The 11,357-nt window shown below is 67.4% G+C and carries 9 protein-coding genes; 4 read left to right on the forward strand and 5 right to left on the reverse strand.

Annotation, left to right across the window (positions count from 1 at the left end):
* The 4 genes from EGJ34_RS17460 to EGJ34_RS17475 form a co-directional block, all read right to left on the reverse strand.
* The coding region (locus EGJ34_RS17460) for a M56 family metallopeptidase (protein ID WP_221740423.1) at positions 1 to 1,056 on the reverse strand (1,056 nt) is incomplete at its 3' end.
* A gap of 3 nt (positions 1,057 to 1,059) precedes the next feature.
* The gene (locus EGJ34_RS17465; protein ID WP_125361748.1) at positions 1,060 to 1,446 is read right to left on the reverse strand and encodes a BlaI/MecI/CopY family transcriptional regulator; all 387 of its coding nucleotides are present in this window, start codon (positions 1,444 to 1,446) and stop codon (positions 1,060 to 1,062) included.
* 128 nt (positions 1,447 to 1,574) lie between these two features.
* On the reverse strand, positions 1,575 to 2,660 hold the full coding sequence (locus EGJ34_RS17470; RefSeq protein ID WP_125361749.1) for an SDR family oxidoreductase: 1,086 nt from the start codon (positions 2,658 to 2,660) through the stop codon (positions 1,575 to 1,577).
* Positions 2,661 to 2,677: 17 nt separating this feature from the next.
* Positions 2,678 to 2,917, reverse strand: coding sequence for a hypothetical protein (locus EGJ34_RS17475; protein WP_125361754.1), 240 nt, complete (start codon positions 2,915 to 2,917; stop codon positions 2,678 to 2,680).
* 151 nt (positions 2,918 to 3,068) lie between these two features.
* Between EGJ34_RS17475 and EGJ34_RS17480 the strand changes: the two genes are divergently transcribed.
* A complete protein-coding gene (locus EGJ34_RS17480; protein WP_125361755.1) occupies positions 3,069 to 3,410 on the forward strand; it encodes a hypothetical protein in 342 nt (113 codons plus the stop codon).
* 113 nt (positions 3,411 to 3,523) lie between these two features.
* Here the strand turns inward: EGJ34_RS17480 and EGJ34_RS17485 are convergent, their stop codons facing one another.
* Positions 3,524 to 4,576 carry a DNA topoisomerase IB gene (locus EGJ34_RS17485; protein WP_125361750.1) on the reverse strand — a complete coding sequence of 351 codons (1,053 nt, stop codon included), beginning with the start codon at positions 4,574 to 4,576 and terminating at the stop codon, positions 3,524 to 3,526.
* Positions 4,577 to 4,763: 187 nt separating this feature from the next.
* Between EGJ34_RS17485 and EGJ34_RS17490 the strand changes: the two genes are divergently transcribed.
* The 3 genes from EGJ34_RS17490 (at position 4,764) to EGJ34_RS17500 (ending at position 11,294) form a co-directional block, all read left to right on the forward strand.
* Positions 4,764 to 5,129: an I78 family peptidase inhibitor gene (locus EGJ34_RS17490; protein WP_260477045.1), complete on the forward strand. Its 366-nt coding sequence runs from the start codon at positions 4,764 to 4,766 to the stop codon at positions 5,127 to 5,129.
* 178 nt (positions 5,130 to 5,307) lie between these two features.
* Positions 5,308 to 9,762, forward strand: a complete 4,455-nt coding sequence (gltB, locus tag EGJ34_RS17495; protein ID WP_125361752.1) for a glutamate synthase large subunit — start codon at positions 5,308 to 5,310, stop codon at positions 9,760 to 9,762.
* Positions 9,763 to 9,848: 86 nt separating this feature from the next.
* Positions 9,849 to 11,294, forward strand: a complete 1,446-nt coding sequence (locus tag EGJ34_RS17500) for an FAD-dependent oxidoreductase (protein WP_125361753.1) — start codon at positions 9,849 to 9,851, stop codon at positions 11,292 to 11,294.
* The last annotated feature ends 63 nt before the right edge of the window (positions 11,295 to 11,357 follow it).

Below are 11,357 nucleotides of genomic sequence, written 5' to 3' on the forward strand. Positions count from 1 at the left end.
GGCCAGCGCCGGAGGTGCGGGCGGGGCCGGTGGCACCGGTGGCACGGCGGCCACCAGTCGCAACGGGACCACGCCGACCAGCACGAACATCGCCGTCACCCCGACCGAGACCGCGCGCGGCAGCGTGCCGGTCTGCTGCAGGGTCAGCAGACGCCGTTTCAGGCTGCGGAAGTTTGGCGATGCGCTGGCCACACCCACCGCTGGACGCGGTGCCACGCCGAGCTGCACCAGCAGGCGGCCGTAGTCGTGGCGGCAATGCCCATGGCCGGCCACCACCGCGCTGTCGCAGGCTTCCTCGCGGGCCAGCGAATACTCGCGGGCGGCCAGGTGCACCAGCGGGTGGAAGAACAGCAGATGCTGGGCCAGCGCCGGCAACAGTCCCCACCACAGGTCGCGGCGCTGCAGGTGAATGAGCTCATGGGTCAGCGCCATGTCCAGGTCATCGGCCCCCATCATCGGCAGTTCCCGCGCCGGCAGCAGCAGCACTGGATTCCACGGCCCGATCAGTTGCGGCGAGCGGATCTGTGCGGAGATCTTCAGCTGCGGCGCACGCGCCAGGCCATGCGCTTCGGCCGCCAGTTGCAGGGCCTGTTGCAGCCCGACGTCGCTACACGGCGCGGCGTTGCGGACCAGCGCGCGGCTCTGCCGGTAAGCGTGCACGCTACGCGCCAGCATCAGCAGGAGGCCCGATGCCCACAGTGCGAACACACGCAGCGGCCAGGTCGGCGCAGTGGCCGCTGGGGCCAGCGCGAGACTGGGCGGCAGTGCGGTTTCCACCGCCGCCGGGGCCAGCGCCAAGGCCTGCTGCTGCATGGGTTGCGTGGCCATCACGGCGGTGTCGATGTCCGCCGCCGGCAGCACGGCCAGCTCCAGCGGACTGCTCCACACCAGCCCCAGCACGGCCTGCAGGGCCACCAGCCACCACAGGCGGCAGCGCGTGGCCGCCGGCAGACGTGGCAGCCACCGGCATACGGCCCACACCAGCGCCACCAGCACCGCGCTCTGCAGGCTGGTCCAGCCCAGGCGGACCAGCAGTTCGCTCATCATGGTGTCCATCGCTCAGCCCTCCCGCCGACGCGACTGCAGCTGGGCCACCAGGGCTTCCAGCTCCGCCAGTTCCTGGTCACTCACTTCCGCCTTGTGCGACATGAAGGCCACGAAGGGGGATACCGAGCCCTGCAGGGTCTTTTCCACGAAGCTGGCCACCGCCCCCTGCACCACGGTGTCCTGCTCGCCGGTGGCGGCATAGCGATACACCCCGTCCACCTGCTCGCGGGTCAGGTAAGACTTGCCGCGCAGGCGTTCCATCATGGTCAGCACAGTCGAGCGGGCGAGCCCGCGCGCCTCACCGAAGCCGGCGGCGACCTCGCCGACGCTGGCCGTTTCCTGTTCCGCTACATACTGCAGCAGGGCCAGTTCCTGGTCCCCGATGGTCTTCCCACGCATGACACGCTCCGATGACTACACGTGTCGCCACCATGCCCGTGACTACACGTGTCGTCAAGTGCCGGAGGGTGCCTGCCGACGAACGGTCAATGCGCGCTTTGGTAGAGCCGGGCTTGCCCGGCTGGGCTTCACCCGTGCGGCCCCCCCATCACCGGCAGCACCACCCCACTGATGTAGCTGGCGGTCACCGGCGAGGCCAGGAACACATAGGCCGGCGAAAGCTCCTCAGGCTGCGCGGCACGGCCCATGTCGCTGTTCTTCCCGAACTCCGCCACATCTGGAGCCTGCTTGTCGGCGGGATTGAGCGGCGTCCAGACCGGGCCGGGGGCCACGGCATTGACCCGGATGCCACGTGGCAGCAGCTGGCTGGCCAGTGCCTTGGTGAAGGCGTGGATGGCCCCTTTCGTGGATGAGTAATCGATCAACGACTTGCTTCCGAACAAACCGGTCTCGGAACCCGTGTTGATGATGCAGTCGCCCTCTTCCAGATGGGGCAGCACCGCACGGGCCATCTGGATGTAGCCGGCGATGTTGGTCTGCAGGGTTTCCTGCAGATGGTCATCTTCCAGGTCTTCCAGGCGATGACAGTGCAGCTGGAAGGCGGCGTTGTTGACCAGGATGTCCACCCCACCCCATGCCTTGACCACCTGCTTGACCGCTTTTTCGCAGAAGCGGGAATCGCGCACGTCACCCTTGATGACGATGCAGCGCGTACCCTCTGCATCGACATGTTCGCGGGTGACCTTCGCGTCCTCGTCCTCATCCAGATGCAGCACCGCGACATCGGCGCCTTCGCGTGCGAACAATACGGCCACGGCGCGGCCAATCCCGGAGTCGGCCCCGGTGATGATGGCGCGCTTGCCCTGCAGCTTGCCGCTGCCGACGTAGTCCGGCGCAAGGAAGCGCGGCTCAAGCTGCAGTTCGTGTTCGTTGCCTGGCTTGGCCAGATGCTGGGCTGGCATTTTCTCCGGCTGTTTGCGGCTCCCGGCCTGGGTTGCCTTCTTCGCGCTCTTTTTGGTGGCGCGGGCGTCCTTGGCCTTCTCCTGGTCCTGCAGTCGGCGCTGACGCGCGGCGACGCGGGCCGCGCGCGGATCCTCGGCGGCGGCCTTGCGGGTTGCGGTCTTCACCACGGGAGTGCGCTTGCGCGCCTTTGGGGTGTCCGCAGACGAAGCAGCTTTGGACGCGCGCTTGCGGGTCTTGTTGGCGGTGGCCATGAATATCCTCCTCGGGTTCAGCGGTCAAACGGTGCGCGGTCGGTCGGGCCTGAGGCGTGGCGTGCGCAGTGGGAACAGCAGTAGGTAATACCGTTGGCCTCGACCCCGTGCCCGATCACCGTGCATTGGCAGTGTCCGCAGCGTGGCGCGAAGGCGTGGATCGCGCATTCGAATGAATCGAACGTACCCGTACGACCTGCCTGGGTGACGGTGAAGCTTTTGTCGTACTCGTTGCCACAGACGTCGCAGAGCGCCATGACCTTCTCCTGCTGCATTAGGAGCTTCCCAGTCTGCGGATCTGCGGGGACAGCGGGGGTGAATGACATGTGCGCGTGCCGTGCAGGCGTTCATCTGCTGCATACGGCCGGCGCGGCACGCTTCGGTTCTCAATACAGGGAGTCTGCCGTCATGCTTCGTACGATATTTTCTGCTGCCGCGCTGGTGGCTCTTACCGCCTGCAGCAGCACGCCGATGGCCGCCGTCGAGCCAATCGATGGCGTCATTTCCGGTCAGTGTCACGTCGACAAGGTGCGTGGTGCAGTCGGTCTTGCTGCGTCGCAGGGCACCGTCGAACGCGCCCGCGTCGACAGCGACAGCCTGCAGGTGCAGGTGATCCGGTCGCAGCGCCTTGAAAGCGGTCCCACCGCCAGCGGTCTGGCCAACCCGAGCCCGGGCGCGGAAAGCGGCGGTGAACGGTTGACCATTGAAACCGGGCGGACGAATAACATCACCGCGATTTATTGCGGGTAGGAGCAGCCGGGCAAGCCCGGCTCTACGGTAACAGGCGCTTCGCTGCCCGGGCGCGTGGCGACGCGCTCCCTGATACGGCAGTTCGGGATTGTCTCAGCGCGGCAAGCCCGGCTCTACGGTTTGGTGACCTTCCTGGCGTTGCGCAGGAAGCGCAGGGTGGCCGCTTCCCATTGGCGTTCGCTGCGCAGGCCGGCCAGTTTGACCAGGCTGCCGGCGCGCCAGCCTTCGAACACGCTGGGGTCGATGTAGGCCTTGCGGCATACCGACGGGGTATTACCCAGCAGGGTGGCGACCTCGCACACCACCTGTTTCTGCAGGGCCGCCAGTGCGCGCTCGCTGGGCTTGTCCGGTATTTCGGTCGCAGCGAAGTGCTTCAGGGCGGCCACGGTGCCGCCCCAGGTACGGAAATCCTTCGCACTGAAGTCCTCGCCCATTGCATCGCGCAGGTAGGCGTTGACCTGGCCGGAATCCACCGGCTGCAGGGTGCCGTCATCGTCGCGGTACTGGAACAGCGCCTGCCCGGGCAGCTGCTGGCAACGACGGATCAGCTCGACCAGCCGCTTGTCATCGATCTCAACGTCGTGCACCTGGCCGGATTTGCCGCGGAAATGCATGCGTGCGCGCCCTCCCCGCACCAAAGCGAGATGATGATTGCGCAGCGTGGTCAGGCCATAGGACCGATTGTCCCGGGCGTACTCGGGGTTGCCCACCCGCACCAGCGTATTGGCCAGCAGCGAGATCACGATCGCCAGCACTTTGTCCTGGGGAAAGCCAGGCAGCTTGAGGTCGCGACGCAGCCGCCGACGCAGCGCCGGCAGTGCCTTGCCGAATGCGATCACGCGATCGAACTTGCCGTCCCCGCGCACACGGGCCCAGTCCGCGTGGTAGCGGTATTGTTTGCGGCGGCGGGCATCGCGACCGGTGGCCTGCAGATGGCCATTGTCGATGGCGCAGATCCAGACCTCGGTGTAGGCCGGCGGAATGGCCAGTGCCCGGATGCGCGCCAGCGTGGCAGCGTCACGCACTGCATGGCCGTCGGCATCGCGGTAGCTGAAACCCTTGCCCGCCCGACGGCGGGCAATGCCCGGCTGGTCGTCGCTGACATAGCGCAGGCCCGCGGCTCGGGCGGCCTGGGCTTCGGGAGTTGCAGGGCGACGAACAGGCATGGACACACACACCGGAACCAGGCAGGTCAGTGTGGTGGCCGCTCTGCCACCAGCGCGTCAATAACAGAAGACAAACACCTCACATCTCGCTTGGCGATATGCTCCATGCCTTCCTGGTCTTCCACCCTACGGAGTCTCGATGTCGTCCCTGTCTTCCCGCGCCCCCCGTTCGTTCCGTCCCCTGCTGATGGGAGCGGCTCTGGTTCCCGCTCTGCTGCTGCTCGGTGCCTGCAAGGCCCCGCCGATGGACGAGCAGGAAGCGGCCACCGCGCATGCGCAGAAAGCCGCCGAAGAAGCCTCGGCTCCGGCACCGGCCGAAGCCGGCAAAGCGACCGAAGCACCGCCGGTCGGTAACTGCGACGCCACCCAGGTCCAGAGCCTGATCGGGCAACCCTGGAGCGACGGCATGGAAGGCCAGGCGCAGCAGGATTCGGCCGCCAAGCAGGTGCGTGTCCTGCACCCCACCGACGTGACCACGATGGAGTTCGTGGGCGAACGCCTGAACATCGAACTGGACGACAAGAACGTGGTCACCGGTGTCCGCTGCGGCTGAATGGGCACGGCTTTCCACCGGCGTTTGAAGGGTTCTTCGGCGTCGGTGGTTGCGGGTGCAACCGTGTATTGCGGCGTCGCAACAACTGTGATCTAGTCGAAACATCCGGTGCCTTCAGCTGCGCTCAAACGGATTGAGCGGGGACGACTGTCGCCGCTCACCCGACTTTGAGGCAGAGATGGCCCCCCGCAACCGCCAAGGGCTTTACGACCCGCAAGACGAACGCGACGCCTGTGGTTTCGGCATGGTCGCCCAGCTCGACGACCAGCCGTCCCGCTTGCTGGTGGATACCGCCATCGCGGCGTTGTCGCGCATGACCCATCGCGGCGGCGTTGCCGCCGACGGTTTGACTGGCGACGGCTGCGGTCTGCTGCTGCGTCGGCCCACTGTGTTCCTGAAAGCCCTCGCCGCCGAAGCCGGCCTGACGCTTGGCGCACAGCACGCCGCGGGCGTGGTGTTCCTGCCCCATGACGAAGCCGCCGCCGCGCAGTGCCGCAGCACGCTGGAACAGACCCTGCGCGACGCCGGCTGCCAGCCGCTGGGCTGGCGCGTGGTGCCGACCGACCCGAGTGTCTGCGGCCAGCTGGCGCGCGACACCCTGCCGCATATCGAGCAGTTGTTCGTCGACGCCGGCCCCGGCCAGGACGAAGCCGGCTTCACCCTGGCACTGTTCCTCGCGCGCCGTCGCAGCGAACAACAGCTGCGTGAACACGCGGACTTCTACGTCACCACGCTGACCCCTAACGCGATCAGCTACAAGGGCATGGTGCTGCCGGACAAGCTGAGCCGGTTCTATCCGGACCTGCAGCGCAGCGACCTGGCGTCCAGCGCGATCGTGTTCCACCAGCGCTTCTCCACCAACACACTGCCGCGCTGGCCGCTGGCGCATCCGTTCCGCATGCTCGCCCACAATGGCGAGATCAACACCATCGAAGGCAACCGGCGCTGGGCGCAGGCGCGCAGCAAGGTGTGGAAGACGCCGCGCTTCGACATCGCCGAGTTCGACCCGGTGATCTCCATGCACGGCTCTGATTCGCAGAGCCTGGACAACATGCTGGAGCTGATGGTCAGCGCGGGCATGGAGCTGATCCAGGCGCTGCGCATCCTGGTGCCGCCGGCGACCCAGTCGCTGGAGTTCAAGGACGCCGACCTCGCCGCGTTCTACGAGTTCTATGGCCTGAACAGTGAGCCGTGGGATGGCCCGGCCGGCATCGTGGCCTGCGACGGCCGCTACGCGGCCTGCACGCTGGACCGCAACGGCCTGCGACCGGCGCGCTGGATGCTGACGTCCGATCGCCATTTCCTGGTCGCCTCCGAAGCGGGCGTGTGGGAAGTGCCGGCCGAACGCGTCGTGCGAAAGGGCAAGCTGGGGCCAGGCGAGATGATGGCCATCGACCTCAAGCGTGGTGACCTGCTGGATTCGGACGCCATCGACCGCATCAACCGCGGTCGCGCACCCTACAAGCAGTGGCTGCAGCAGGGCGTGACCTACCTCCAGACCGAACTGATCGACCCCTCGCTGGTGGAAGAACCGTTCGATGAGCGCACCCTGCGCAGCTATCACAAGCTGTTCCAGCTCAGCACCGAGGAAGTGGAACAGGTCCTGCGCCCGCTGGCTGAAACCGAACAGGAAGCCACCGGCTCGATGGGCGATGACACGCCCATGGCCGTGCTCAGCCAGCACAGTCGTCCGCTCTACGACTACTTCCGGCAGGCCTTCGCGCAGGTGACCAATCCGCCGATCGACCCGCTCCGGGAAGACTGCGTGATGTCGCTGACCACCCAGCTGGGCAAGGAGACCAACATCTTCCATGCCGGCGCGGAGACGGTGAACCACGTCATCCTCAACTCGCCGGTGCTCAGCCAGCGCAAGCTGCGCCAGCTGCTGAAGATGCCGCAGTACACCGAGCGGAACCGCCTGATCGACCTGTCCTACAGCCTGGAAGAAGGGCTCAAGGCCGGCATTGAACGCATCTGCGCCGAAGTGGAAGCCGCCGCACGCGAGGGCATCGTCATGCTGCTGCTCAGCGACCGCTATCCGGTGGCCGACCGGCCGATGGTGCATGCGCTGCTGGCGACCAGCGCGGTGCATCACCATCTGTCCAATGCGGGCCTGCGCTGCGACGTCAACCTGATCCTGGAAACCGGCACCGCGCGTGATCCGCACCACATGGCCTGCCTGCTCGGCTTCGGTGCCACCGCGGTGTATCCGTACCTGGCCTACCAGACCCTGTTCGACCTGGGCCGGCGCGGCATCCTGCAGCTGAAGAAGGGCGGCGAGCAGTCGCAGATCGGCCGCAGCTACCGCAAGGGCATCTACAAGGGGCTGTCCAAGATCATCTCGAAGATGGGCATCTGTACCGTGGCCAGCTACCGCGGCGCGCAGCTGTTCGAGATCGTCGGCCTGGACGACGAGGTGGTCGACCTGTGCTTCCCGGATACCGCCTCGCGCGTGGCCGGCGTGGGCTTCGCCCGCCTGGACGACGAGGCCCGCGAACTCACCGTGCGCGCCTGGAACGACCTGCTGCACCCGGAAGTGGGCGGCCTGCTCAAGTACGTGCACGGCGGCGAGTACCACATGTACAACCCGGACGTGGTCATGACCCTGCAGCGCGCGGCGCGCAGCGGCGATGCAGCTGACTGGCAGCGCTACTGCGAAGCCGTGCACGGACGGCCGGTGTCGGCACTGCGCGACCTGCTGCAGCTCAGGGCCGCGCCCACGCCGACGCCGCTGGACGAGGTCGCGCCGGCCGAAGACCTGTTCCGCCGCTTCGACACCGCCGCGATCAGTCTCGGCGCGCTGTCGCCGGAGGCGCACGAGGCGCTGGCGATTGCGATGAACCGCCTCGGCGGGCGCAGCAACTCCGGCGAAGGCGGCGAAGATCCCGCCCGCTACGGCACCGACAAGCGCAGCAAGATCAAGCAGGTGGCCTCGGGCCGCTTCGGCGTCACCGCCGAATACCTGGTCAACGCCGAAGTGCTGCAGATCAAGGTCGCACAGGGAGCCAAGCCGGGGGAAGGCGGCCAGTTGCCCGGCCACAAGGTCAATGAGCTGATCGCGCGGCTGCGTTACGCCAAGCCCGGCATCGGCCTGATCTCGCCGCCGCCGCACCACGACATCTATTCGATTGAAGACCTGGCCCAGCTGATCTACGACCTCAAGCAGGTCAATCCAAGCGCACTGGTGTCGGTGAAGCTGGTCAGCCATGCCGGCGTGGGCACCATTGCCGCCGGCGTGGTCAAGGCCGGCGCGGACCTGATCACGGTGTCCGGCCATGATGGCGGTACCGGGGCCAGCCCGGTTAGTTCGATCCGCTATGCCGGCGTGCCGTGGGAACTGGGCGTGGCCGAGTCGCACCAGGCGCTGGTCGCGAACGACCTGCGCGAACGCACCCTGCTGCAGACCGATGGTGGTCTGAAGACCGGCCTGGATGTGATCAAGGCGGCGCTGCTGGGTGCGGACAGCTTCGGCTTCGGCACCGCGCCGATGATCGTGCTGGGCTGCAAGTACCTGCGCATCTGCCACCTCAACAACTGCGCCACCGGCGTGGCCACCCAGGATGAGCGTCTGCGCGCGCAGTACTTCACCGGCCTGCCGGAACGCGTGGAGAACTTCTTCCGCCTTCTGGCCGAGGAAGTGCGCGGTTGGCTGTCGTACCTGGGCGTGCGTTCGCTGGACGAGATCGTCGGCCGTACCGACCTGCTGCAGCAGCTGGAAGTGGCTCCGCGCCCTGGCGTAAAAGTGGACCTTGGCCGGCTGCTCAAGCCGGCGTCGTTCCCGGGCAGCCACTGCGCCGCGCAGCGCCTGTACGAATCGCCCGACAGCCTGGCCACACAGATGGATGGCCTGTTGGCTCCGGCCATTGCCGGCAAGCTGGGCGGCGAGCACCGCTTCCTGATCCACAACACCGACCGCTCGATCGGCACGCGACTGTCCGGTGCCATCGCGCGCGCGCACGGCAACCAGGGCATGAGCGAAGCGCCGCTGACCCTGCGCTTCCGCGGCACCGCCGGGCAGAGCTTCGGCGCGTTCAACGTCGGCGGGCTGAACCTGGAAGTGGAAGGCGAGGCCAACGACTACGTCGGCAAGGGCATGGCCGGTGGCCGGCTGGTGGTGCGCCCGCCGCGTGGCGCACGCTTCGAAGCCCGCAACACCGCGATCATCGGCAACACCTGTCTGTATGGCGCGACCGGCGGCGAGTTGTTCGCTGCGGGCCGTGCCGGCGAGCGTTTCGGCGTGCGCAACTCCGGCGCGCTGGCGGTGATTGAAGGGGCCGGCGACCACTGCTGTGAATACATGACCGACGGCATCGTGCTGGTGCTGGGCAAGGTCGGCCTGAACTTCGGGGCCGGCTTCACCGGCGGCCTGGCCTATGTGCTGGATATCGATCGCGACTTCGTGGACCGCTACAACCACGAGCTGATCGACATCCATCGCATTTCCGCCGAGGGCTTCGAGAATCATCGCCAGCACCTGCATACGCTGATCAGCCGCCACCGCGAGCTGACCGGCAGCATCTGGGCGCAGCAGATCCTCGACGAGTTCCGCGATTACGTCGGCAAGTTCTGGCTGGTCAAACCCAAGGCCGCGAGCATCGAGTCGCTGACCGAATCGCTGCGCCGCGCCGCCTGATTTTTCGCCGCTGGACCGGCATCGTGGCCTGCGATGCCGATCACCCGTAGCGCCGGGCTCTGCCCGGCCCGCCTGGACCGAACACCATGAGTCGCAAGCAAGCCTTCCAATTCCTCGACCTGCCCCGCACCATGCCGCAGCGCATTCCGGTGGAGCTGCGCACCTCCGGCGACTGGGGCGAGCTGTACGGCGCATTCGGCAAGGAAGACGCGCAGTACCAGGCCGGCCGCTGCCTGGACTGTGGGAATCCGTACTGCAGCTGGAAGTGCCCGGTGCACAACGCCATTCCACAGTGGCTGCAGCTGGTGCAGGAAAACCGCATCCACGAAGCGGCCACGCTGTGCCACTCGACCAATCCGCTGCCGGAGGTGTGCGGCCGGGTCTGCCCGCAGGACCGTCTGTGCGAAGGCAGCTGCACATTGGAGGAGTTTGGCGCGGTCACCATCGGTGCGGTCGAGAAGTACATCGTGGACACCGCATTGGCCACTGGCTGGACACCGGACCTGGGGGCGGTGGAGTCCACCGGCAAGCGCGTGGCGGTGATCGGAGCCGGTCCGGCCGGGCTGGCCTGTGCCGACCGGCTGGCGCGCGCGGGCGTGCAGGCGGTGGTGTATGACCGCTACGAACAGATCGGCGGCCTGCTGCAGTTCGGCATTCCCAGCTTCAAGCTGGACAAGGCGGTGATCAGCCGTCGACGCCACGTGCTGGAAGGCATGGGCGTGCAGTTCCGGCTGGGCGTGGAGATCGGCCGCGATATCGAGATGGACGCCTTGCTGGCTGAGTACGACGCGGTGTTCGTCGGCACCGGGGCTTACCGCTACACCGACGGCGGCCTGCCGGGCCAGGACCTGAAGGGCGTGCTGCCGGCGCTGCCGTTCCTGGTGCAGAACAGCCGCATCGTCAGTGGCGACGACCCGAGAGGCCGTCCGATTGCCGGCTGGGAAGACCAGATGGCGCTGCCGGACCTGGAAGGCAAGCGCGTGGTGGTGCTGGGTGGCGGTGACACCGGCATGGACTGCGTGCGCAGCGCGGTGCGGCGCGGCGCGGCGCGGGTGACCTGTGCCTATCGCCGTGACGAGGCCAGCATGCCCGGCTCCGCGCGCGAGGTGGCCAATGCCCGCGAGGAGGGTGTGCGCTTCCTGTTCAACCGCCAGCCGCTGTCGATCGAGGCCGGCGCGGATGATGAAGTGATTGGCGTGACCGTGGTGGAAACCCAGCTCGGCGAGCCGGATGCGCAGGGTCGTCGCAACGCGGTGGTCATCGAGGGCAGCGAGTCACTGCTCGAGGCCGATGTGGTGATCATTGCGTTCGGCTTCTCGCCGAGCGCGCCGGGCTGGTTGACCGCGCAGGGCGTGGAAGCCGGGAACAACGGTCGCATCGTGGCCGGGGGTGCGGGACGTCTGCCGTATCAGACCGCGCACCCGAAGCTGTTTGCCGGTGGCGATGCGGTGCGCGGCGCGGACCTGGTGGTGACCGCGGTGGCCGAAGGGCGTGATGCGGCGGCGAGTATCGTGCAGCTGGTGTGCGCCTGATCGCCGGCACCGCCGGGGCCGGCCAACGGCCGGCGCTACCAAGCTCCGTGCCCGTACACCGGT

The sequence above is a fragment of the Stenotrophomonas sp. 278 genome, from assembly GCF_003935715.1.
Taxonomy (GTDB): Bacteria; Pseudomonadota; Gammaproteobacteria; order Xanthomonadales; family Xanthomonadaceae; genus Stenotrophomonas; species Stenotrophomonas maltophilia_AH.

Coding starts and splice junctions, on each gene's coding strand:
- EGJ34_RS17500 (WP_125361753.1), top strand. CDS start 9,849: ATGAGTCGCAAGCAAGCCTTCCAATTCCTCGACCTGCCCCGCACCATG.
- EGJ34_RS17480 (WP_125361755.1), top strand. CDS start 3,069: ATGCTTCGTACGATATTTTCTGCTGCCGCGCTGGTGGCTCTTACCGCC.
- EGJ34_RS17485 (WP_125361750.1), bottom strand. CDS start 4,576: ATGCCTGTTCGTCGCCCTGCAACTCCCGAAGCCCAGGCCGCCCGAGCC.
- EGJ34_RS17470 (WP_125361749.1), bottom strand. CDS start 2,660: ATGGCCACCGCCAACAAGACCCGCAAGCGCGCGTCCAAAGCTGCTTCG.
- EGJ34_RS17465 (WP_125361748.1), bottom strand. CDS start 1,446: ATGCGTGGGAAGACCATCGGGGACCAGGAACTGGCCCTGCTGCAGTAT.
- EGJ34_RS17490 (WP_260477045.1), top strand. CDS start 4,764: ATGGGAGCGGCTCTGGTTCCCGCTCTGCTGCTGCTCGGTGCCTGCAAG.
- gltB (WP_125361752.1), top strand. CDS start 5,308: ATGGCCCCCCGCAACCGCCAAGGGCTTTACGACCCGCAAGACGAACGC.
- EGJ34_RS17475 (WP_125361754.1), bottom strand. CDS start 2,917: ATGGCGCTCTGCGACGTCTGTGGCAACGAGTACGACAAAAGCTTCACC.